15 protein-coding genes and 1 tRNA gene are annotated in these 24,513 nt (G+C 63.6%); 7 read left to right on the top strand and 9 right to left on the bottom strand.

Features of this window, described 5'->3' with window-relative positions; all coding sequences use genetic code 11:
* The first annotated feature begins 25 nt into the window (after window positions 1-25).
* The 5 genes from rpoD (at window position 26) to J0W34_RS17585 (ending at window position 9,354) form a co-directional block, all read left to right on the top strand.
* Window positions 26-2,044 carry an RNA polymerase sigma factor RpoD gene (gene rpoD / locus J0W34_RS17565; protein WP_227816553.1) on the top strand — a complete coding sequence of 673 codons (2,019 nt, stop codon included), beginning with the start codon at window positions 26-28 and terminating at the stop codon, window positions 2,042-2,044.
* Between the two features lie 38 nt (window positions 2,045-2,082).
* Window positions 2,083-2,159 (top strand) — tRNA-Ile (locus J0W34_RS17570).
* A gap of 197 nt (window positions 2,160-2,356) precedes the next feature.
* Window positions 2,357-4,750 (top strand): putative bifunctional diguanylate cyclase/phosphodiesterase, encoded by a 2,394-nt coding sequence (locus tag J0W34_RS17575; protein ID WP_230969644.1) that lies wholly within the window; start codon window positions 2,357-2,359, stop codon window positions 4,748-4,750.
* A 95-nt stretch (window positions 4,751-4,845) separates the two neighbouring features.
* Window positions 4,846-5,889: an HD domain-containing phosphohydrolase gene (locus J0W34_RS17580; RefSeq protein WP_227816555.1), complete on the top strand. Its 1,044-nt coding sequence runs from the start codon at window positions 4,846-4,848 to the stop codon at window positions 5,887-5,889.
* A 3-nt stretch (window positions 5,890-5,892) separates the two neighbouring features.
* On the top strand, window positions 5,893-9,354 hold the full coding sequence (locus tag J0W34_RS17585) for a PAS domain S-box protein (protein WP_230969645.1): 3,462 nt from the start codon (window positions 5,893-5,895) through the stop codon (window positions 9,352-9,354).
* 7 nt (window positions 9,355-9,361) lie between these two features.
* Here the strand turns inward: J0W34_RS17585 and gloA are convergent, their stop codons facing one another.
* The 7 genes from gloA to crcB form a co-directional block, all read right to left on the bottom strand.
* On the bottom strand, window positions 9,362-9,745 hold the full coding sequence (gene gloA, locus J0W34_RS17590) for a lactoylglutathione lyase (RefSeq protein ID WP_230969646.1): 384 nt from the start codon (window positions 9,743-9,745) through the stop codon (window positions 9,362-9,364).
* Window positions 9,746-9,769: 24 nt separating this feature from the next.
* On the bottom strand, window positions 9,770-10,507 hold the full coding sequence (locus J0W34_RS17595) for a M48 family metallopeptidase (protein WP_230969647.1): 738 nt from the start codon (window positions 10,505-10,507) through the stop codon (window positions 9,770-9,772).
* Window positions 10,507-11,253 (bottom strand): competence/damage-inducible protein A, encoded by a 747-nt coding sequence (locus J0W34_RS17600; protein ID WP_227816559.1) that lies wholly within the window; start codon window positions 11,251-11,253, stop codon window positions 10,507-10,509. The genes J0W34_RS17595 and J0W34_RS17600 overlap by 1 nt, the downstream gene beginning before the upstream one ends.
* A gap of 12 nt (window positions 11,254-11,265) precedes the next feature.
* Complete coding sequence (locus J0W34_RS17605) at window positions 11,266-12,018, bottom strand: EI24 domain-containing protein (protein WP_230969648.1); 753 nt, start codon at window positions 12,016-12,018, stop codon at window positions 11,266-11,268.
* Window positions 12,019-12,174: 156 nt separating this feature from the next.
* A complete protein-coding gene (locus J0W34_RS17610; RefSeq protein ID WP_230969649.1) occupies window positions 12,175-13,716 on the bottom strand; it encodes a sensor histidine kinase in 1,542 nt (513 codons plus the stop codon).
* A gap of 133 nt (window positions 13,717-13,849) precedes the next feature.
* Entirely contained in the window at window positions 13,850-17,812 is a 3,963-nt protein-coding gene (hrpA, locus tag J0W34_RS17615; protein ID WP_230971697.1) for an ATP-dependent RNA helicase HrpA, read from the bottom strand.
* A 43-nt stretch (window positions 17,813-17,855) separates the two neighbouring features.
* The gene (gene crcB, locus J0W34_RS17620) at window positions 17,856-18,239 is read right to left on the bottom strand and encodes a fluoride efflux transporter CrcB (protein WP_227816562.1); all 384 of its coding nucleotides are present in this window, start codon (window positions 18,237-18,239) and stop codon (window positions 17,856-17,858) included.
* 123 nt (window positions 18,240-18,362) lie between these two features.
* Between crcB and J0W34_RS17625 the strand changes: the two genes are divergently transcribed.
* A complete protein-coding gene (locus J0W34_RS17625) occupies window positions 18,363-18,878 on the top strand; it encodes a sigma-70 family RNA polymerase sigma factor (protein ID WP_230969650.1) in 516 nt (171 codons plus the stop codon).
* Window positions 18,875-19,576, top strand: coding sequence for a DUF3379 family protein (locus J0W34_RS17630; protein ID WP_227816564.1), 702 nt, complete (start codon window positions 18,875-18,877; stop codon window positions 19,574-19,576). The genes J0W34_RS17625 and J0W34_RS17630 overlap by 4 nt, the downstream gene beginning before the upstream one ends.
* A gap of 5 nt (window positions 19,577-19,581) precedes the next feature.
* On the opposite strand, the gene J0W34_RS17635 is transcribed toward J0W34_RS17630, so the two are convergent.
* Together J0W34_RS17635 and J0W34_RS17640 are read right to left on the bottom strand one after the other, a co-directional pair.
* A complete protein-coding gene (locus tag J0W34_RS17635) occupies window positions 19,582-21,708 on the bottom strand; it encodes a putative bifunctional diguanylate cyclase/phosphodiesterase (protein WP_230969651.1) in 2,127 nt (708 codons plus the stop codon).
* A gap of 8 nt (window positions 21,709-21,716) precedes the next feature.
* Window positions 21,717-24,512 carry a hybrid sensor histidine kinase/response regulator gene (locus J0W34_RS17640; protein WP_230969652.1) on the bottom strand — a complete coding sequence of 932 codons (2,796 nt, stop codon included), beginning with the start codon at window positions 24,510-24,512 and terminating at the stop codon, window positions 21,717-21,719.
* Window position 24,513 lies beyond the last annotated feature (1 nt).

Here is a 24,513-nt window from a genome sequence, read left to right on the forward strand (position 1 = left end):
TCGCTCGAAGACTCCGAGGAGCACCATGGCCGAGGAAAAAGCCAAGAAGCCCCGCAAGAATGCCGCCACTGGCCGCGCGCCCAAATCGCGGGCCAAGAAGAAGGGCAATATCGCCGATGTACTGGCCGCAGCCAGTTCGCCGGCGACGCCGGCAGATGCCGAGGTGCGTCGCACGCAGCTCAAAACCCTGATTGCCCTGGGCAAGGAGCGCGGCTACCTGACGTACGCCGAGATCAATGACCATCTGCCGGACGACGTCGTCGACGCCGAGCAGATCGAATCGATCATCGCCACCTTCAACAACATGAACATCAAGGTCTACGATGAAGCACCGTCGGCCGAAGATCTGCTCATGTCCGACAGTGTCGCCACCTCCGGCGACGACGACGCGGAAGAGGAAGCCGAGCAGGCACTGTCTTCCGTTGACTCCGAGTTCGGTCGCACCACCGACCCCGTGCGCATGTACATGCGCGAGATGGGCACGGTCGAGCTGCTGACCCGCGAAGGCGAGATCGAAATCGCCAAGCGGATCGAAGACGGCCTCAAGCACATGGTTCAGGCCATCTCCGCCTGCCCGACCACCATCGCCGAAATGCTCGAACTGGCCGACAAGGTCGCGCGCGAAGAGATGCGCATCGATGAAATCATCGACGGTCTGCTAAACCCCGAAGACGGCGAAGATGAAATTCCCGCCGGCGCGAAATCGAGTGCCGATGACGACGACACCGCCAGCGACAGCGATGACGGCGACAGCGATGGCGACGACGACAGCGACGATGACGACGACGAATCGTCGGGTGGCGACGATGACGGCGCAGCCTCCCTGAAACTGTTGCGCGAAGAAGGACTCAAGCACTTCGCCATCCTTCAGGAACTGTTCCATGAACAGATGAAGGTGCTGGACAAGAAGGGCTCGCAGGATCCGAAGTACAAGGAATTGCAGAAGCAGATCTCTGATCGCCTGCTGCACCTGCGCTTCAATGCCCGCATGATTGAAAACCTGTGTGACTCCGTGCGCCACATGGTTGAACAGGTGCGTAGCCACGAACGCGACATTCTGCGCCTGTGCGTGGACCGTGCCGGCATGCCGCGCACCCACTTCATCAAACGCTTCCCGGGCCACGAGACCAATCTTGACTGGCTCAAGGAAGAAATCGCCCTGGGCAAGAACTTCACCGAAGGCCTGATGCGGGTGCATCCGGCGGTAATGGAATCCCAGCAGAAGCTGATTGAACTTGAAGAGCGCCTGGGCATTTCGCTCAAAGAACTCAAGGACATCAACAAGCGCATGTCGACGGGCGAAGCCAAGGCTCGCCGCGCCAAGCGCGAGATGACCGAGGCCAACCTGCGTCTGGTGATCTCCATCGCCAAGAAGTACACCAACCGTGGTCTGCAGTTCCTGGATCTGATCCAGGAGGGCAACATCGGTCTGATGAAGGCGGTGGATAAATTCGAATACCGCCGTGGTTACAAGTTCTCCACCTACGCCACCTGGTGGATTCGTCAGGCCATCACCCGCTCGATTGCCGACCAGGCCCGTACGATCCGGATTCCGGTGCACATGATCGAGACCATCAACAAGATGAATCGCATCAGCCGCCAGATCCTCCAGGAAACCGGTCTCGAACCCGATCCGGCGACCCTTGCCAAGAAGATGGACATGCCCGAGGAGAAGATCCGCAAGATCATGAAGATCTCCAAGGAGCCCATCTCCATGGAAACACCGATCGGCGACGACGACGACTCGCACCTGGGCGATTTCATCGAGGACACCTCGACGCTCGCCCCGAACGAGGCTGCGCTGTACTCCAATCTGCGTGACGCCACGTCTGACGTTCTCGACTCGCTCACCAGCCGTGAGGCCAAGGTGCTGCGCATGCGTTTCGGTATCGAAATGAACACCGACCACACCCTTGAGGAAGTCGGCAAGCAGTTCGATGTGACTCGCGAGCGCATCCGCCAGATCGAAGCCAAGGCATTGCGCAAACTGCGCCACCCATCCCGGTCAGAGCGCCTGCGAAGCTTCCTCGACAGCGACTCCTGATCCATGACCCAGATGCGGACCGCCCGGTCCGCATCTTCGGGCCTTTAGCTCAATTGGTTAGAGCAGAGGACTCATAATCCTTTGGTTGCGGGTTCGAGTCCCGCAGGGCCCACCAATCTCGCCTGCGCGCTTCAGACAATCGTCTGAATCCTCATCTCGCGCCCGGGCGCACCCGACATGGATTCTTGCCGCGTTCGCGCGGTATCCTTGCCCGTCGGGCGCCTCAATTCCCCAAAATGCATGCGCTTGGCGTAAAGTGCTAACCCATTCGGCTGTTGTTTTCAGCGGTCGGTCAGTCCACGGGAGCAAGGCATGTTGCGGTACATCCGGCAGTCGCTCGACAGCGTACGCCAGACGCTGGCGCCATTCGACGGCGACGCGGCGCTGGCCGGACGTTTTCGAGCACGCCAGATCCAGGCCGTATTGCGGCTGACGCCGCTGACCATGCTGGCCAATTTCTTCAACGCCTGTGTGGTCGTCTATACCTTCTGGCATCAGGTCAATCCCCTGCTATTGGGGGGCTGGGCCCTGTGTGTGGTTTACGCTGCCGGGGTGGGCATGGAGTCGTGGCTGGCCTGGCAACGCGGCAAGGTGCCTGAAACCGCCTCTGTACGTGCGCTCACCAAAGCGTCCAAGCACGCGGCACTGCTCGCCCTGCTGTGGACCACCCTGCCCATGCTGCTCCTGCCCATGGCACCGCCCGAGTCGAGACTCATGCTGTCCTCTGTCGCCGTCGGCATGCTGTGTGCGGGCGGCTTTGCCCTGGCGACCATCCCTCAGGCCGCGCTGACCTATGTGGGTGTGATGGCCCTTGGCACATTCATCGGTCTTGTGCGGCTGGATCACAGCCTGGCGGTGGAACTCACCATCCTGTTGGTGATGTACACCTTCATCGTGATGGGCAGCGTGCTGTCCAATGCACGCACCTTCCGGGGGCGTCTGCAGGCGGAGGCCGAAGGCGAGCAGCAAAAGCAGTTGATCGGTCTGCTCCTGCGCGATTTCGAAGAAAATGCCAGCGACTGGCTGTGGGAAGTGAGCGCCGCCGGACGTCTCACCCACGTATCGAAGCGCATGGCATCGGTTTTCGGGCGCAGCGAGGATGCGCTGCGCGGAGAACATCTGCTCAATCTGATCGAGGCCACGCTTGACCGCGCGGCGCACGAAGAGCGCCAGGCACTCGATGGCCTCAAACGCTGCTTCGCCGGCACACAGCCCTTCCGGGACGTGCTCGCCCCGGTCATCCTGGGCGGGGAGACCCGATGGTGGTCATTGACCGCCAAGCCGCTCATGGACGCCGACGGCAAACCCAACGGATGGCGTGGCGTTGGCACCGATGTGACGGCATCACTCAATGCCCAGCGCGAGGTCGCCCGTCTGGCCCATTTCGACGGACTGACCGGGCTGGCCAACCGCAACCGGTTTCAGGAGGTCCTCGACGGTATCGAAGATGGAGGGCCGTTGGGCCCCAGCGAAGCCTTGCTGCTTTGCCTGGACCTGGACAACTTCAAGACGGTGAACGACTCGCTGGGACATTCCTTCGGCGATGGTCTGCTGCGGGTGGTGGCGCAGCGCCTGCTCGGGCGAACCCGTCGCAGCGACCTGGTCGCCCGGCTGGGGGGTGACGAGTTCGCGATCATCCGCCTGGGGCCGGTGACCCCCGAAGATGCGGAAGAACTCGCAGAGCGCCTCATCCAGTCCCTCAGCGACCCGTGCGAGATTGACGGCGTGCGCGTGCGCGTGGGCGCCAGCATCGGGATCGCCCTCGCCCCCAAGGATGGCCAAAGCGGTGATCAGCTGCTCAAGAATGCCGACATCGCCCTGTATGCGGCCAAATACGAGGGCAAGGGGCGCTTTCGTTTCTTCGATTACGAGATGGACACTCGCGCCCGCCGCCGTCTGTTTCTGGAGCACGAGTTGCGTGGCGCACTCAACCGCAGCGAGTTCCACTTGGTGTACCAGCCGCAGTTTTCACTCGCAAATGGTGCTATCACGGGTTGTGAAGCCTTGCTGCGCTGGAAGCACCCTCGCCTCGGCTACATCGACACGCAGGAATGCATTACGGTGGCCGAAGAGTCTGGCCAGATCGAGGCAATCGGTAACTGGGTCATCGACGAAGCGATCTCGGAGGCGGCCAATTGGCCGGACGACATCCGCATCGCCATCAATCTGTCGCTTGCTCAGTTCATGGACCCTGGCCTGTGCGACCGCATCCTGCACAAGCTCTATCTGGTGGGCATGCCGGCCTCGCGAGTCGAGCTGGAACTGACCGAATCCATCTTCCTCACCGATCCGAAAATGGCTGAGCACCAGTTGCTCACACTCAAGCGGGCCGGCATCCGCATTGCGCTCGACGATTTCGGCACGGGCTATTCGTCACTCGCCTACCTGCGCAGCTATCCCTTCGACTGCCTGAAGATCGATCGCTCATTCGTCGCTGAAATCCCTCACGTCCCGGAAGCCACCGCCATCGTGCGAGCGGTGATATCCATGGCCAACTCCCTGCACATGGACACCTGCGCCGAAGGCGTGGAAAACGCCAGCCAGCTCGAACATCTGCGTCAGGAAAAGTGCCATACGGTTCAGGGGTATCTGATGGCAGAGCCCATGAGCGCCGAGATGTTTGCAGGTTTCCTGAAGCGCCCGACCGGCGAGCGCGACGCCCCTCAGGCGACGGCGACGGTCACCCCCATCAAAGTGGTGAAATGAGCTTTCCCCAAGGAGCGCGGCTCACCCAAGCGTAATACTCAACTCACCGCCATCCCGGCCGTTAAGCTTGAAAGATACCGCTTCAAGAGTTGTTTATGAAAATCGCCATCGTTGACGACACGCCGCTGAACCTGACCCTGATGCAGGCGCTCGTCAGCAAGCTGCACGATTGCGAACCGATCCCGTTTGTCGATCCGGTCGAGGGCCTGGCCTGGTGCCAGGCCAATGAGCCCGATCTGATCATTGTCGACTACATGATGCCGGGCATCGACGGTGTCGAATTCATCCGCCAGTTCCGCGCGCGTGCCGAGCACGACGACGTGCCGATTCTCATGGTGACCGCTGATCATGAGCGCCAGACGCGATACAACGCACTGCAATCAGGGGCAACGGATTTCCTCAACAAACCGGTCGACCGCAACGAGTTTCAGCCACGCGTTCACAACATGCTGGCCCTGCGACGCGCCCATCTGTCCACCCGCCTTCGTGCCGCCGAGCTTGAAGGAGAGGTTCGCAAGGCGACGGCCACCATTCACCAGCGCGAAGAGGAAACGGTCACCCGTCTGGCCCGCGCTGCCGAATTCCGTGACCCCGAGACGGGTGCCCACATTCAGCGCATGGCCCACTACTCGGCGCTGATCGCCCGCCAACTTGAGCAGGCAGCGGATTTCTGCACCAAGATCCTGCTCGCGGCCCCCATGCACGATGTGGGCAAGCTCGGCATTCCCGATCACATCCTCATGAAGCCCGGGCGGCTCACGACCGAGGAATTCGAGCAAATGAAGCGACACCCGCTGATCGGCTACGACATTCTCAAGGATTCCAGTTCGCCCGTGATCGGCATGGCGGCCGTCATTGCCCTGACACACCATGAAAAGTTCGATGGCAGCGGCTACCCCCATGGCGCGCGGGGCGAAGACATCCCGCTTGAAGGCCGCATCGTGGCGGTTGCCGATGTGTTCGACGCCCTGACATCCTCGCGCCCTTACAAACCGGCCTGGTCACTCGAAGCCGCCGAACACTTCCTGCGCGAGGGGCGCGGCTCCCATTTCGACCCCATGTGTGTGGATGCCCTGCTGTCCGACTGGAATGGCGTCTTGCAGATCCGCAACCGCTTCCGCGACGCAGCAGACGCCTGATCCATGAAGTCGCTGTTCGACACATTGCGTCCTGACTCGCTGGAACGACGCATCATCGCGTGGTTCATGGCCTGGGGCCTGGCCCTCGTCCTGCTCGCCACGCTCTATCTTTCAGTCACCTTTCCCCGCGCCGCTGTCGAAGCACATGAGGCCCATGCGCGCGCGCTCGCCGCTCATGCCGCCGCGATGACGGAACAGGCTGCAGCGACCACCAATCAGGCGCTGCTTGAACAGCAGCTGGCCCAGTTTGCCAACCAACCGCACCTCATGTCGCTGACGGTCCTCGATCGGCAGGGGCAAGCGCTGGCAGCGGTGGCGCCACCGGCACTCGCCCCAGCGCCGTCGGCCGACGCGCACGGCATGCCGGCTCAACCCGTGAGCGCCGGTGAAATCACGGACGGGGATCGATTCACGGTGTGGACGCCCATCGGCCCCATTGCCCCGCTGGGCTGGATCCGTCTCACGGTCGATACGTCTGACCACGGCAGTTCGCTCGCCCTTGTGCTCCCGGTCATGGCAGGGGGTGCGCTGCTGGTACTGCTCGGCGCGGCAATGCTCAAGCGCGTGCTCGCCACCCCGTTCGTCGATCTGGCCGAGGCCGGTCGCTTTTCGGAGCGGATGGGCACGGACGCCGCGGACTTTCTGCACATCACGAGCACCAGCCGCGAGCTGCGCTCCTTGGCGGACACGCTGAACTGGACGGCCATCCGACTGTGGGACGAACGCGCAGCACTCAAGGAAAGCGAGGCGCGCAAGAGTGTCATTACCGAGGCGGCGCTCGATTGCATCATCACCATCGACGAACAGGGCATGGTGGTCGAGTTCAATCCGGCTGCGGAACGCACCTTCGGCTTCAGTCGCGCCGATGTTCAACAAGCCCCCCTGTCCAGGTTCATCATCCCGCCCGAACTGCGTGAAGCGCACGATCAGGGGATGGAGCGCTACCTGGCCGGTGGCGAGTCCAAGGTCCTCAATCGACTCATCGAAGTTCGGGCCATGCACAAGGACGGCACTGAATTCCCCGTCGAACTCACGGTTCTGCCGGTCGAAGTCGATGGCAAACGCCTGTTCACGGCCTATGTACGAGACATCAGCGAACGCAAGGCGGCAGCCGCTGCGCTCGAGGCCAAGGAGGCGCGCATTCGCGGCATCCTGGAAAACCTGAGCGAGCTGGTATTCGAAACCGATGCATCGCTCAACTGGCGTTACCTCAACCCGACCTGGGTGCAGCTGACCAACGCCCCTATCGACAATGCGATCGGTCGTCACGCCCTTGCCTGGCTGCCGGCCTCGGAGCGCGCGCGCTTGCGCCATGCCCTCGCGCCATTGGCGGCCGGACGCACGGAACGGGTACGTACCGACATTCGCGTGACAGGCTCCGCCGGAGAGCCTGCCTGGTTCGAAATCTTCATCCGCCCATTGCGTAGCGAAGACGGCGCACTGACCGGCTTTGCCGGCACCGCCAGCGATATCACCCGTCGAAAGGAAGTTGAACAGACCCTCCGTGAATCAAAGGAAATCGCCGAGCATGCCAACCGCGCAAAGAGCGATTTCCTCGCCAACATGAGCCACGAGATCCGCACCCCCATGAACGCCGTCATCGGCATGACCGACCTGGCCCTCGAAACCCAGCTGGACGACGAGCAACGTGAATACCTCTCGACCGTCAAACGCTCAGCCGACGCCCTGTTGAGTGTCCTGAACGACATTCTGGATTTTTCGAAGATCGAAGCGGGCAAGCTCGACTTCGAACACATTGCCTTCGGCCTGCGCGACTGTGTTTCGCTGGCCAACAAGACACTCAAGGATCAGGCCGAGCGGAAGGGGCTCACGCTCACGCAGAACGTTGACCCCACCGTGCCGGATCAACTCCTCGGCGACCCCCACCGGCTGCGCCAGGTCTTGCTCAATCTCATTTCGAACGCCATCAAGTTCACCGAAGAGGGGCACATCAGCGTCCGCGTCGGGCTCTCCCAGAGCCGGGCCAGTGAAGCCGAATTGCTGTTCACGGTCGAGGACAGCGGTATCGGCATCGCCGAGGACAAGCAAAAGATCATCTTCGAAGCATTTTCCCAGGCGGACACAACCTCAACCCGCCGCTATGGGGGCACCGGGCTTGGCCTCGCCATCTGCGCGCAGTTGGTCAGCGGCATGCAAGGCCGGATCTGGGTGGAGAGCACGCCGGACAAGGGCAGCATCTTCCGCTTCACAGCCCGCTTCGACCGCGCACAATCACAGCAACACAGCCGCGCCCGCGACATCGATCTGCGCAAAATGCGTGTTCTGGTGGCCGCGGGCAGTGAAGCGGCACGCCAGCATCTGACGACCATGGTCGAGAGCTGGCACATGCACGCCATGGCGTTCGACAGTGGCAGGAGCGCGCTGGCGGCCGTGCTGGAAGCGACGGAAGAAGAGACGGCCAAGGCACTCGTCATTGACGCCGATCTCGGCGACATGAACGCCTTCGAGTTCTATCGTCGATTGAACGAGAGTGGCCATGCGTTGCCCCCCGTGCGTCTGCTGACGGCCAATACCGGCCAGCGTGGCGATGCCGCACGTTGCCGTGAGCTTGGCATCCAGGCCTACCTCACCCGGCCGGTGGAACCCTCGGATCTGCTCGACGCCATTTTGCAGAGTCTGGGCGCCGATGGCATCACCCCTTTAATCACACGCCACAGCCTGCGTGAGCAGCGCCGGAGGATGAACCTCCTGCTGGTCGAAGACAACAAGGTCAATCAGACACTCGCCCTGAGACTGCTCGAGAAACTCGGCCATGTCACACACGTAGCGAACAACGGCCTGGAGGCACTCCAGGCCTGCGAGAATGCTCGCTTCGACGCCATTCTGATGGACTTGCAGATGCCCGAGATGGGTGGCTTTGAAGCCACTGCGATCATCCGCGAGCGGGAGCGGACACGGGGCGAATACACCCCGATCATCGCCATGACCGCTCACGCCATGCAAGGCGACCGGGAACGATGCCTGGCCGCCGGCATGGACGACTACGTACCCAAACCCGTCCAGCCGGCCGCACTGGCTGCGGCGCTGGCGACCCTGGCCGATCGGGGGGCCGGCGTTGAACCGGAGGCTTTGCCCATGACTGATCAGGACGACGACCAACCCGCTTTCGATCTGCGGGCAGTGCTGACCAATCTCGGTGACGACCGGGAATTGCTCGACCAGCTCGCCGAGCTCTATCTGGAAGACGAGGAAGACATGCGCGCGCAACTGAGCGCGGCACAGGACAGCGGCGACCTGGCCAAGCTGCACACGGCCGCCCATGCCATCAAAGGCGCGATCGCCAACTTCTCGGCCGAACCCGCCATGCGCGCGGCAAATCACGTCGAAGCCCTGTGCCGAGCCGGCGACGTGGATGCCCTGCCCGACGCCCTGGCGCGATTCAGCGCCAGACTCGACGGATTCGCAGAAGCGCTGCGTCAGCTTGGCAAGCGCGCCGACGCCTGAGGTTTTTTCAGCTGCGCTGGATCAATTCGATCTTGTAACCGTCGGGGTCTTCGACAAAGGCAATGACGGTGCTGCCGTGCTTCATCGGCCCGGCCTCCCTCACCACGTTCCCGCCGCGCTCGCGGATCGCGTCACAGGCTGCGTAGGCATCCGGAACGGCCAGCGCAATATGGCCATAGCCATTGCCCAGGTCGTAGCTGTTGGTATCCCAGTTGTGGGTCAGTTCCAGTACGGCGGTCTCGTCCTCGGGGCCGTAGCCGACAAAAGCCAGGGTGAACTTGCCCTCGGGATAGTCTTGCCGGCGCAGCAACTGCATGCCCAGCACCTCGGTGTAGAACGCCAGCGATTTATCCAGATCGCCGACACGCAGCATGGTGTGCAAAAGACGCATGAATTTCTCCTTCGAATGAGCCGGTCAGACCGCCTCCGGGTCCATCAGTTCAGGCAGCGTGCGCCCGACGGTTTTGAGCCGGACACGCGCCTGGCGTGCGCCGGGGTACACATGCTCGACCACCGCCCAGAAGGCCGGCGAATGGTCCATATGACGCAGATGCGCCACCTCGTGTGCCACCACATAGTCGATCAGATCCCGGTCCATCAGACACAGCCGCCAGTTCAGGCGAATCGCCCGGGCACTGCAACTGCCCCAGCGGGTGCGTGCGTTGGTCAGCAATACCGGGGGGGCAACGACGCCGAGCCGCTGTGCGTCACGCCGAACCCGGATGGCGAAATCCTCCAGCGCGCGTGCGCCAATGGCTTTCATGGCAGCCCGATAGACCGACTGGCCGCGCGCGCAGCGCAGCATCAGCACGGCACCGGTCTCGTCAAAACGCCATTGCGCTGCCGACCGCCCCTGTTCGACCTCGATGCGACACGGGTGGCCCAGCCAGGGGAAGGAGGCACCGTGCTCAAGCGCAATGGAGGCCGGCCGCGGGCGCTCGGCCCAGGCATCCAGGTGGCGCAACACCCAGTCGGCGTGCTCCTCCAGAAATCGCTCGATTCGTTTCAGCGACATGCGCTGGGGGGCGCTCACCCGCAGCCCACGATCATCGACACGAAGTGCCACGGTCTTGCGGCGACTGTGCGTCAGCGCATATTCGACGGGCCGGGTGCCCAGCCGGACGCGCCGTACCGGCACCACCCCGGACGGCACTACTTGTCTTCCCAGTGATACCCGCGCTCGGACAGCGTCTTGCACAGGCAGCTCATGGCTGCGGCCACTTCGTCCTTTGCGCCTTTGACGCCAAGTTCCACACTGCGCTTGCGATCACCCTCGGCAAAGCTGGGCAGCGAAAACAGGGTAACCGTGGGGTAATCGACGCAGATACGCTCCATCAGATCAATCAGACGTCCTTCGTAGGCCTCCCAGACGGTGACCGCACGCTCGACATAGTCTTCGGCGTGATGCAGATGTCTGTAATGGGTATCGAGTGCCCAGGCGACCATCGGCCAAGCCATGACCGGAAAACCCGGCACAAAGAAATGCTGGCGGATCGAGAACCCGGGAATCTGGTTGTAGGGATTCGGGATGATGTCGCTGCCCTGGGGATACACCCCCATTTGCAGACGATGGTCGGTAATTTCGTCACCGAACTTGTCGCGAATGATCTGCTCGGCCTGCGGATGCAGGACCAGAGGCAGATCGAGCGCAGCGGCGGCGCACTGGCGCGTGTGATCGTCGGGTGTCGCGCCGATGCCGCCGAAACTGAAAACGATGTCGCCGGTCTCGAAGCTCTCGCGCAGCGTCTGCGTGAGCAGTGACGGGTGATCACCCACATAGCGCACCCAGCTGAGCTTCAGGCCGCGCTCGGAGAACAACTCGATCAGTTTGGTCAGATGCTTGTCCTGACGACGACCGGAAAGAATTTCATCACCGATGATGATGGCGCCGAAACCCATGATGCGTGTTCCTCAGTAAGTGCCGTGATTCGGGCTGGAGAGGTTGCCCGTCCGGTCCCGTCGCAACGCTTCGAGCAGATAGTGCACGAAGGCCAGACCGCAGAACGCCGGCGCGAAGAGATTGACGATCGGTACGTAGGCCAGCAATGCGCAGCCAACGCCCAGGCCGAGCATGGCGCCGCTGTGGCGCGAGCGCAAACGGGTCATTTCGCCCTTGTCGGCGTGGAGCATGAGGGCGTCGTAGCCGAAAGCCTTCTTGTTCATCCAGGCCGTGAGCATCAGCGACACCACCAGTCCGACACCGGGGATGAGCCAGAACGGCAGCGAGACCAGCATGGCGAGTATGAACAGCACCACCGCCACGACGGCATTGAACGCACTGCCCGAGACGGTGCCGCCCTTGCGCATCTCCAGATCGGAGTAGCGGGTCACGGCCACCTTCTCGAGCATCATCGGCAGCGCAAAGACGGCCACGATCAGCGCCGCGGTCACATACACCAGCGGCAGGAACAGCACAGCGAGCGAAATCTTGACCATCACGAGGACGAAAGCCGCCCCCAGGTCGCTGGTGCTCATCTGGTTGGCGGCCCAGTCCCAGCTGCCGATAAAGGCCATGACCGCATCGACCATGGGTTGCCAGAATGCCACGCCAACGCCCAGCCAGATCACGGCGGCGACCAGCGAAGGCCAGATCAGATGCCAGAGGACGCCTCGCTCGGTCAGGCTTTTGACGGCACGGGCATAGGCCAGCAGGATGTCTTTCATGGGTACGCTTGTCTTCCCTGATGATGATTGTATGACGCACGACGCGCCTGCTTCAGCACGACGATTGTAGCGCGCGCATCGAAACAGCGCGGCGTGGGAAGAGACAATGCCGGACGGCGGGCGGTTCCGCGAACAGAGCCAGGAAACTCGGACAATTCAGGCCGTCGCTTCCGGGTCACCATCGTGGGTTTGCGATATCGGCAGCCAGGCACACAAGGCCGTTCGACCATCGTCCTGCGCGAGCGACATGACACCACCGTGCAAGTGCGCGATCTGGCGGCAGATGGCAAGCAACAGGCCGGTGCTCGCGGCCTGGGCATCCATCAGCTCATCCTCAAAGTAGGCATCAAAGGCCCGTGCGGCCTGGGAGGCCGGGAGCCTGGCCCCGGTATCGGTCACTTCAATGAGGCAGCCCGGCTGCGCGCCATGCTCGTCCGGGCCGGCCTGAAAACGTGCCGACAACTCGACCGTCGAGCCCTCGGGCGCACGCGCGCAGGCGTGGGAGAGCATGGCTGAAACCAGACGCGACATGAGTTGCGCATCGGCGCGCAAACGCCCCTTAAGCAGAATCCCGGTCTCAAGCGTGAGAGACTGGCTGGTGAAGCGTTCGTGCATGTCCATGCAGGCCTGCTGCAGCAGCAGGCCGATATCGAGACGTTCGAAACACTGCGCTGCGGCCTCGGGATTGAGGCTGCTCAGAATCACGAGATCGTCAACGAATCGGTTCATTTCCTCAGCGCTGGTGTGGATGCGCTCCATGTAGCTGCGCATGCGCTCCGGCTGTTCGTTGGGCAGGCGAAGCCCGAGACTTGAAAACGCCTTGATGGCATGCAGTGGGGTACGGATCTGGTGCGACACATTGGCCAGGAAACAATCCTTGGCCCGTGCCACCGAGGCGACCACCTCACGGGCGCGCACCAGATCTCGCGTCTGGGTCTCAAGCAGACCGGCCATGATGGCGGCCTCCTGGGCACGGACCTGATCACCCGCACGCCGATCACTGATGTCACGCACGAAGCCGATCACGAAACGCTCGCCATCCAGGTCGATCACCCGCGCGTTGAGCTCGACCGGATAGCGGCTACCGTCCTTGCGCTGATGCACGGATTCGAAACGCGTCATGTGCTGCTCGATCTGGCCGGAGCGAATCAGCTCGCGCATCTGCGCCAGGCTTCGCTCCGACTGCCACAGCATGACACTGGCGCCGTCGAGGGCGTCACGATCATGGCCGACCATGGCGCAGAACGCCTCGTTGGCGTCGACCACCGTGGCATCGGCATCGAGCATCACGATGCCATCGCGACTCTTGCGAAACGCCTCGATGCCCAGCACGTGACGCACCGAACTCTGTTTCGCCAGCGCCCGGCTGTGCCAGCGCTCGGAGAGAAACCCGATAGCCATCGGGAACACCATCAGCGCCGCCGCATCGTCAAGAGAAACCGGCCCCACAAGGGCGGCAAGCGCGAGATTGAATGTGGCCAGCAAGCCGGCGCCCAATGGACGCAACATCACGGCGGCAAGCATGACGCACCCGAGTACCACCGGCGTCAGCTCGCCGGCGAGGCGCAGGCTCATGCCCGTCACCAGCAAGGTGGCCGGCAACAACCAGTTGATGGATGCGCCCAGCACGGCACTGCGTCGCGCATGCGTCAAGGGCTCTGCGGGTGTGGCACCAACCTCGGACAAGCGAGCATTCAATCCATTTCTCCAGTCTGAAAACGCTGGAAACAACCTCGGTCTGGCGACAGCTCGAGGGCAGGAAGACTTAACACTTTGGTAATAATGTCACAGCCAGCCGCCGACGACATGACCCGCATCAATCAATCGAGCCTCAGCGCGGCCGGCTCTCCCACATCTTTGCCATGCGTTTCACGGAAACGGGCATCGGCGTGCGCAACTCCTGGGCGAACAGGCCGACGCGCAATTCCTCCAGCAGCCAGCGGAAGTCCTCCAGAAACGGGTCGTCGGCCCCCGTGCGCTTCATCTCGATCCATTCGCGCTCGAAGGCGCGATGAAGCGCCTGCCAGTCGGCCGTGAGTTTGGCGTCGCGATCCGGATTGTTGCGCACCTTGTCCAGCCGCAGGTTGGCCGCTTTCAGATAGCGCGGGTACTGGCTCAGTCGTTCGTAGGGCACGGTCGTGAGAAAGCGTTTGACGATCAGCCCATCCAGCTGGCGGCGAATGTCGTCCACCAAGGCGTCGAGCCCCTTGAATCCGCCCAACCGCTTCTCCAGCTGGGTACGCTCGGTCAGGATGCCGTCGGTGAGCTTGAGCAACTCCTGCCCCACCAGCATGATGCGTGGCTTGGCCTGCTCGGTGCGCTGCTCGAAGCTGGCAGCGTCGGTCGGTAGCGGGTCGATCACGCAGGTGCGCCCGAGCGTCGCGCTCACCAGCTGATCCTTCAGCTCCTGCTCGCTGCCCAGCGTCGCGTAGCGCAGGGCGACATCGCGCAAGCCACTCATGCGATGCAGCGCCTTGACCTGATCCTTCAGACGCAGGGCAAACAGCCGCGCCATGCCGATGCGATGGACGCGCTCGGCCTCTTCCGGCGTGTCGTAAGGGCGCAGCGATACGGTCTCGCCATCGTCATGCAGCGCAGGGAATCCGATGATCTCCCGGTGGCCGACCTTGAGCGAGATGAGTTCGGGCAGCTCGCCAAAGCTCCAGTCGGTGAGCCCGGCGTATTCGGACACCGCGGTCTCCGCCTCGGGCGCCTCGGCCTTGTTCTGGGCGGGCGCCTCGTCCGACGGGATCACTTCTGCGGTTTCGAGCGCCGCCTCGAACGCGGCGGCAATCTGCTTCTGGAATCGCCCGCGCAGCTCCGCCAGATTGCGCGACTGCCCCATGATCCGGCCGTGCGGGTCCATGACCCGGAAGTTCATGAAGCAATGCGGATTGAGGTTCTCCGGGCGGAAGGATTCGAGCGGCAGTTTCAGCTGCACCCGCTCCTCCACGAATTGCTGCAAGACCTTGAGCAAGGGCTGATCCGGCGTCCACTCGCCCTGCTCGACCGCATCCAGAAACGCGGTCACGCTGTCGGCCATGGGCTGCAGCCGGTGACGATGTTTCTGCGGCACGGTGCGCAGCAGGCCGTTGACCTTCTCTTCGAGCAGGCCGGGCACCAGCCATTCACAGCGATGGGCCGGCACCTGGTTGAGCATGGCCACCGGCACGGTCAGCGTCACCCCATCGTCGGCCTCGCCCGGCGCATGGACGTAGTCGAGCTTGAGCCGCTGACCAAACACGCTCATGTGCGCCGGGAAGCGCTCGGTGGTGATGCCCTCGGCCTCGTGACGCATGAGCTGCTCGCGATCCAGGTAGAGCAGTTTCGGGTCCGTTTTCTCCGCCTGCTTGCGCCACTTTTCGAAGCTGGCCAGATCGGTCACGTCCTCGGGAATCTTGGCGTCGTAAAAGGCTTCGATCAGCGCCTCGTCCACCAGCACGTCCGGTCGGCGGGCCTTGTGCTCCAGGCGCTCGATATCCGCCACGAGACGGCGGTTGTGTTTGAGAAAGCCCATGTGTCTGAGCACGCCCGCATCCACCTCTCCCGGTACCAGACCCTCGCGGATGAAGATGCGTCGGCTCTCGGCCGGATCGAACTCCCGATAGGCGACCGGACGGCGCGCATAGAGCACCACGCCATGCAGCGTGCCGCGCTCCCAGGCCCGCACGCTGCCGGCCTGCTTCGACCAGTGCGGATCGAACACATGACGCTTGATCAGATGCGCGCCCACCTCTTCGAGCCATTCGGGCTGCACCCGCGCGATGCAGCGGCCGAACAGGCGCGTGGTGTCGATCAGCTCGGCACAGACAATCCACTTGCCCGCCTTCTTCGACAGGGTCGAGCCCGGGTGCGGCCAGAACTTGATCCCGCGAGCGCCGTGGTAAGCACCGGCGGGCTGGCCCGGGCTCGGCTTTTCTTCTTCCACCCGGCAGCCCAGGTGGCCGAGCAAGCCCGTCAGCAGGGCCTTGTGAATGGCCTCGTAGCGCGCCGGGATGCTGTTTTCCCTCCAGCCGTGCTCGGCACACAGGGTGTGCAGCTGGGCGTGAATGTCACGCCACTCGCGCATGCGCAGCGGCGACAGGAAGTGCTCCTTGCACCACTGGCGCTGCTTGTTGCTGCTCTGGTGGCGCTGCACCTCTTCAAAGGCTTTCCAGGCATTCCAGTACCAGAGGAATTCCGATTTCTGGTCATTCTCGCTGCCGCGGAACAAGGCGTGTTTCTGGTCGGCCGTGCCGGCCTGCGCCTGCGGGCGGTCGCGCGGGTCCTGCACCGACAGCGCGGCGGCGATCACCAGCACCTCGTTCAGGCAGCCTTGGTCGCGTGCGGCCAGAATCATGCGCCCGATCTTGGGGTCGATCGGCAGCTTCGCCAGCTCGCGACCGCGGTCGGTGAGCTGGTTGTCCTCATCCATGGCGCCCAGCTCCTGCAGCAGCTGATAGCCATCGGCCACCGCACGGGGCGTGGGTTGATCGAGAAAGGGGAACTGATCCACCTCGCCCAACCCGAGCGAACTCATGCGCAGAATGACGGCGGCCAGCGACGAGCGCAGGATTTCCGGATCGGTGTGCGAAGGCCGGCGGTTGAATTCATCTTCCGCGTACAGGCGGATGCAGATGCCGTCGGACACACGGCCGCAACGGCCGGCCCGCTGACGCGCCGCGCTCTGGGCCACCGGCTCGATCTGCAGCTGCTCGACCTTGTTGCGCACCGAATAACGCTTGACCCGCGCCAGGCCGGTGTCGATCACATAGCGGATGCCCGGCACCGTCAGCGAGGTTTCGGCCACGTTGGTGGCCAGCACTACGCGTCGCCCCTTGGAGCGGCTGAACACCCGGCTCTGCTCCTGCGCCGACTGACGGGCAAAGAGCGGCAGAATTTCGGTATCGGCCACATGGTGCGCCTTGCGCAAGGCCTCGGCGGATTCGCGGATCTCGCGCTCGCCAGGCAGGAAGACGAGGATGTCGCCCGGCCCTTCGCGCTGCGCCTCGTCCACCGCATCCACCAGCCCTTCCCACGTGTCCTGGTTGCGCTTGGTCTTGGTGGCGTCTTCGTCGGGCCGGTAGCGCACTTCGATCGGATACAGCCGGCCGGACACCTCGATCACCGGCGCCGGCTTGCCCGCCCGGTCGGCAAAGTGATTCGCAAAACGTTCGGCGTCGATGGTGGCCGAGGTGATGATCACTTTCAGATCCGGTCGCCTGGGCAGCAGGCGCTTGAGGTAACCGAGCAGGAAGTCGATGTTCAGGCTGCGCTCATGCGCCTCGTCGATGATGAGTGTGTCGTAGGCATTCAGATACCGGTCGCCCAGGGTCTCGGCGAGCAGGATGCCGTCCGTCATGAGCTTGATATGACTCGTCGGGCTCAGGCGGTCGGTGAAGCGGATCTTGTAGCCCACCGCCTGTCCAAGCGGGCTGTTCAGCTCTTCGGCGATGCGTTCCGCCGTGCTTCGCGCGGCAATTCGCCGGGGCTGCGTGTGCCCGATGAGCCCGCCAATGCCACGGCCCAGCTCGAGACACATCTTGGGCAGCTGGGTGGTTTTGCCCGAACCGGTCTCGCCGCAGATGATCACCACCTGATGCGCCTGCAGCGTCTCCAGAATCAGCTCGCGCTGCGCGCTGACCGGCAGTTCTTCCGGATAGGTCGGCGTGGGCACGGCCCTGGCGCGCGCCTCGAATCGCGCCATGGACGCCTTGATCTGTTCGCGCAGCTTCTCCGGCAATGCGTCGAGCGCAGGCGGCACGGGCTTCAGGCGCCCGAGCGCGCGAAGAAAGCGGTGGCGATCGGCCACCATGCACTGGTCGATGAGGGAACGGACGTCGGACACGGTCAGGAAATCAGGCGCGAATCAGCTGGAAGGTATAAATGCCCAGCCCGGTCATGAGCAGGGAGCCGAACAAGTGGGCGGCGGCGGTGATCAGTGCCCAGGCATACTGCGCCGCACCGATCATGGTCACCACTTCGGCCGAAAAGCTCGAAAATGTGGTCAGCGCGCCGAGAAAACCCGTGACGATGAACCAGCGCACCTCGGGCGGCAAGGCCGTCTGGTGGGCAAAATAGGCCACGGCAATCCCGATCAGGTAGCCGCCCAGCAGGTTGGCCACCAGCGTGCCGAGCGGCAACGAGATGAAGACGGGATTGAGGCGCACTCCCAGCCACCAGCGAATCCAGGCGCCGAGAGCCGCGCCGACACCGACGGCAAGGAATCCGGTGGGATTCATGAATGCGGGCTTCCATTGGGCAAGACCGCTGCATTCTACCGGCTCGGCGCCCGTGCCGAAATGTTGGCAACGATGTAAGTTATCTTCGCGCCCGCCTGTCTATGGGGGCAGGAGGACATTTTCATGCTACTCAATCTGGGCCAGCGGCGCGCTTTCGATCAGGTGGTGCGCGCCTACAGCAGCGACATGTACCGCTTCGCCTACTGGCTGTGCGGTGACCGTTTTGTCGCCGAGGACATTGTGCAGGAAGCCTTTACACGGGCCTGGCGCAATTGGGAACAGCTGCGCGACAAGAGCACGCCCAAACCCTGGCTGCTCACCATCGTGCGTAACGAACATGCCCGCCTGTATGAACGCAAGCGGCTCGAGATCGTCGATGCCGCACCGGAGGATCTGGCCATCGCCGCCGATGACAATCCGCTGGAATTGATGGAACTGGAACAAGTGATCGATCAGCTGTCGCTGTCGCTGCGCGAACCCTTTCTGCTGCAGACCCTGGGCGGTTTCAGCTGTGCCGAGATCGCCGAGCAGCTGGAGACGACCGAAGGGGCGATCATGGTTCGACTGACCCGTGCCCGCCAGGCCCTCAGAGGGCTGCTGGAAACGGCCACCGGTCAAACGCGTCGGAGAGCGAAATGAGCACCAACTACACCTGCATGGACCTGCGTCGGGAAAAACTCGCCGACCCCAAGCGTTTGAGCGCAGCGGCGAACGCACACCTGGCCGAGTGCCCGAACTGCCGCCGTTTTGCCCAGGGTATCGACGCCACCGAAATCAAGGCGGCTCAGGTCCTCAATGTCCCCGTCCCCGAAGGGCTCTCCGATCGTGTGCTGTTGCGTGTTCATCGCGGACAGAAGCGCCCGTGGCGCCTGTGGGCGATTGCGGCGGCCTTCGTGTTCAGCTTCGGCATCGGCATGGTGCAGTGGCAGCCTCGCCCGGACACCGACTATGCCAAGTTCGCCATCGAGCATGTGCGACACGAGCCGCAGTCATTCACGACGCATCGTCTTGCGGACCCGTCGCGATTCCAGCTCGTCATGGCCAACTTCGGCGGCACCATGAAGACGCCCATCGGCAAGGTCAGCTACATGCGCCTGTGCCCAGTCCCCAACGGGACCGGCTGGCACATCGTGCTGGAAACCGAGGCCGGCCCCGCGACCCTGCTGCTGATCCCGGGCGAAGACATCTCGGGGGCCGTGCTTGAGGCCAAGTTCGACGGACTGACGGCACGTGCCCTGCCCGGCGGACAAGGCTACTACGCCATCGTCGCGGAAACACCGGAGATTGTGGATGCCGTCGAAAAGCTCATGAAAGAGCGGGTGAGCTGGAAGGGCTGAACGCCTCAGGCGGTATGGCGCGCCAGCAGGCGTGCGTTCGGCAGGCCCACCTTGAGGGCCTTGCCGAACTCGCTGGCGGGAATGGGGCGGGAGAACAGGTAGCCCTGCATGATCGGACAGCCTTCGGCCTGCAGCACGCGCGCCTGGGCGACCGTTTCAACACCCTCGGCCACCAGCCCGATGCCGAGGCTGCGCGCCATCGCGATGATGGCGCGGACGATGGCCGGATCGTCCTGCCCGGCATCGCAATCCTGAACGAAAGAGCGATCAATCTTGAGTGTATTGACCGCAAAGCGCTTGAGATAGGCCAGCGAGGAGTATCCGGTCCCGAAGTCGTCAACGGCCAGCGACAAGCCCGAGTCATGCAGACGGCCAATCAGGTCGGCCGTGACCCGGGTGTCGCGCATCAGCGCCGACTCGGTGACCTCGATTTCGATCAGCCCCGGATCAGTGCCGGTTTCGGTCAGGACGCCCTTGACCTGTTCGAGCAGATCCTGTCGGGCGAACTGGCTGGCTGACAGATTGACCGCCACCGGCATGAGGGCGGCACCGCTCTCGCGCCAGCGCGCCAGATCCTCGCAGGCCCGGCGCAGCACCCACTGACCGATGGTGTTGATCAGGCCGAGTTCTTCGGCGAGCGGAATGAAGGCATCCGGCGTGATGGTGCCCTCCAGGGGGTGCTCCCAGCGAATGAGCGCTTCGCTGCCGACCACCATCCCGGTGTTGGCGTCCACCTTGGGTTGATAGAGCAGATTGAACTGCTGCTGTTCGACGGCTTGCTGCAAGTCGTTTTCCATCGACAGACGGGCGAAGGCGTCGACCTTCATGCGTTCGGTGTAGCACTGGATACTGTCGAGGGCCTCGCGCCGGCGCAACGCCCCGAGCGCCATTTCGGCGCACTTGAGCAAGCCCTCGGCCGTCTGCCCGTGCTCGGGAAAGAAGGCCAGACCGGCACTGAGCGACAGGCTCAGCGTCTGCTCCCCTTGCTGAACAGGGGAACTGGCCCGCTGCAACAGCATGCGAATCTCGGCTTCGACCGACTCACGCCCCTCGGCCCCTTCGATGAACAGCCCGAAATTATCGGCGCTCAGGCGGGCCATGCGGGGCGCATCCATGCTCTCCGGGCCGACCACGTTCATGTTGGCGCCGCCATACCCCTGACCGAGACGCACCGCCAGCACCTGAAGCACCTGGTCGGCGCTGTCCTGCCCCAGGGTTTCGTTGATGCGTTTGAAGCGGTCCACATTGATCAGCACCACCGCACAATGGCCGCCCCGGCTCGTTTCCCGCAGGAGCGCCGACTGCAATGCCTCCCGGAAGTGGGCGCGGTTGGGCAGGCCGGTCAGATCGTCGAAATAAGCCAGCTGGCGAATCTTGCGTTCGGCCTCGACGCGCTCGGAAATGTCCTGCAAGGTCCCTTGCACGCTCACCACGTCGCCATCGGGACCGACCGCGGGCACCGCCACTTCCTGGGCGGTGCTGACGATGCCGTCCGGCCGGACGATGCGGTATTCGAGGGTATAGCGCTGCCCGTGACGCGCCTGTTCGATGGCGTCACGCACCTTCTCCCGATCGGCCGGATACACCCGTTCGAACAGATCTTCCATGCGCGAGCCAAACGTCTCGACGCTTTCACCAAACAGGGCGCAGTAGGTTTCGGAACGCTCGCAGCGGTGGGTGGCGATGTGCAGCTTCCAGCTGCCGATACGGGCAATCTGCTGAGCGGAACGCAGGTTGCTTTCACTGGCCACCAGTTCATCGAGCGCCCGCGCCGCGCGCAGGGCGTAGATCACGCGGTGACGCAACAGGACCCAGTTGATCGGCTTGGTGATGAAATCGGTTGCGCCGCGCTCGTAGGCCTTTTCAATCGACTCGGTGTCTTCCAGACCGGTGAGCATGATGATCGGTTCGCGTGCGCCTTGCTGGCGCAGCAGATGGCAGGTTTCGAAACCATCCATGACCGGCATCATCACGTCGAGCAGGATCAGGTCGGGACGAAACTCGGCATAGGTCATGAGCGCACTTTGCCCATCGGCGGCTTCTGCCACATCGAAGCCGGCCTCCTTGAGCGCTTCGCAGGCCAGCATCCGATTGACATCATCATCATCCACTACCAGCAGACGAGTCTTCATGCTCTCCGTCATCCGTCGTTCCCCTCGACCGTCGAGGGGGGTGTCTCCGCCGAGATCCCGTGGGATTCCAGTGCGTCCATATATCCTGTGAAGGACAATCGCATCATAGCAGCCCGCTCGGCTGCGCCGTCGATCCCGCCCACTTTCAGTCGCGCATCCAGCTCGCGTGCCTGGGCCGCCAATCGACTGGCGCCCACCGACGCCGCAGCGGATTTCATTTTGTGGACGATGCGCTGCCCTTCTTCGGCATCGCCGACCGCCAGCACCTGTTCCAACTGGTCGAGCTGAATGCTGGTCTCGCGCACGAACAGCGTGAGCAAGCGCTTGAGCAAAGGCGCCTCGCGATTGCCTTTCACCCCCGGCACCCCGAGCAGGGTCTTCAGTTCGAACAGCGGCAATTCTGCCTCAGCCCGGGCCGGTGCGCTCGCCGAGGTCTCCTCGGCCGCGCTCTCCTCGGCCTTGGGCGCCGTCAGTTCGACCGCCGCCACGCCGGTGAGCCAGCGCGCCAGGGCCGCTCGCAGGCGCTCGCCGGTGAGCGGCTTGGTGAGGTAATCGTCCATACCGGCACTGAGTGCCGCACTGCGATCATCATGCAGCGCGTTGGCGGTCAATGCGACGATGGGCACACGATCATGCCCGGACTCGCGCTCGATCTCGCGAATGCGCTGGGTCGCTTCGACGCCGTCCATTTCGGGCATCTGGATATCCATGAGGACCAGATCGAAGGCCCCGGCCTGATAGGCCGCCACCGCTTCGCGTCCATTGGCCGCCACGGTGACACGGCAACCACATTCGCCAAGCAGCGCACACACGATCTCGGCATTGACCGGGTGATCCTCGGCCACCAGCACGCGGGCGTTGGTCCGCAGCCCGACCGTGCGCTCGGGCCGACGGGCGCTGGCGCTGACGGACTTGCCCTCGAGCACCCGGATCAGTTGGCCATCGAGCACCGGCTTGGACAGCGAACCGCCGGCGCCTGACTGGCGCGCATCTTCTTCATCGCTGGCCGAGCGCAACCGCACAAGCGCCACCATCCGATCGGCAGCCGCCTTGATCGTCTCGAAGCGATCGCGCCCTCGTTCGCCGGAGACCTGGCCGTCCACGAGCAAGACATCGAAGCGGCCATCACTGGCCACGGCGGTTGTCAGCGCGCCATCGTCCTCGAACGTGCTCACGTCGGCGCCATAGGCCTGGATATGACGCGCCAGCACCTCACGCTGCCGGGCCACCCCACCGACCACTGCCACGCGCAGCGGTCCGATCGCGACAGGCGTGGCGGCCGTGACCAGCGCGGCCTCGATGTCGAAGTTGAAGCGTGCGCCGCAACCGGGTTCGCTGTCTTCGGTCAGGCTGCCGCCCATCAACTGGGCCAGTTGCCGGGAGATGGCCAGCCCGAGGCCGGTGCCTCCGTAGCGCCGCGCCATGGAGCTGTCCGCCTGTGAGAAGGCCTGGAACAGGCGTGGCCGCATGTCGTCGGGAATGCCGATCCCCGAATCCTCGACCTGAACCTGAAGTCTCACCTCGTGATCGCGGACCGCCGAGCGCACGGCAATGCGAATGAACCCCGAAGCGGTGAACTTCACCGCGTTGGACACCAGGTTGTTGAGCACCTGACGGAAGCGGTGGCCGTCGGCACACACGGTTTCGGGCAGGTCCGGTGCAATATCGAGAATCAGTTCCACCCCTTTTTGCTGCGCCCGCTCGGCAAAAAGCAGCGCCACATCCTCGACCGCCTTGCGGGGCGAGAAATCCACCGAATCGAGTTCAAGCTTGCCCGCCTCGATCTTGGAGACGTCGAGCACGTCGTTGATGAGGTACAGCAGGGACTCCGCCGAACCGTGCAGGGTGTCGATCATGCGCGACTGGCGTTCATTCATGGGCGTACCGCGGAGCAGTTCCACCATGCCGAGCACCCCGTTCATGGGCGTGCGGATCTCGTGGCTCATGTTGGCCAGGAACAGGCTCTTGGCGCGGTTGGCGTCCTGCGCCTCGTCACGGGCGCGGTCGGCCTCTTCCTTGGCGGCCGAGAGTTCCTCTGTGCGGTGCGCCACCTCGATCTCGAGGCGATCCCGATGGGCCGCCAGCGCCGAGTCACGCTCCTCGATTTCACTGAGCATGCTGTTCACCCCATCGATGAGGTCGCCCACCTCGTCGCGGGGCCCGGCCGGTGCGCGCAGATCGAAGCGCGCGTGATTGCGCACATCCCGGACCATGGCCGCCAGGCGAATGATGGGGCGTACGATGGACTGCTCGGCACGCCTGACCAGCATGGTGGCCGCCAGGCCGCCGACCAGCAGGCCGACGCAGGCGAACAGCGTCCATTCCGCCAGGTCACTGAGGTTCTCGGCCAGCGACACATCCAGCACCAGATCGCCGAGCTTTTCACCGTCGTGCAAGACCGGCCAGGACTTGATATAACGAGGGAACTGCCACCGGCCTTCGCCCTCGCCCTGCGCCTTGATCAGATCGCCGAAGCGCTCGTGGGTCGCCACCAGATCGGAGGGATAGGTGGCGAAGACCTGTCCGTCGTTGCGCAACAGTACGGCCGCGCGAATGGCCCCCACATGGCGCAAGGAGCCAAGCAGGCGCTCGGCACTGGCCACGTCTTCAAAGCGCATGGGCGCAGAACCATTCTCGATCACCAGGTCGGCGTAGATGTTGGCCTGTGCGCGAATCTGCCCGAGCTCCTGGCGGAACTCGCTGCCCACCACGGTCATGAAGCTGATCAGCAGCGCCACGGCAATGCCGGCCAGCACAATGGCGCGCAGCTTTTCTCCGATCGAGCGATCACTGAAGCGTGCCATC

The organism is Nitrogeniibacter aestuarii (assembly GCF_017309585.1).
Taxonomy (GTDB): domain Bacteria; phylum Pseudomonadota; class Gammaproteobacteria; order Burkholderiales; family Rhodocyclaceae; genus Nitrogeniibacter; species Nitrogeniibacter aestuarii.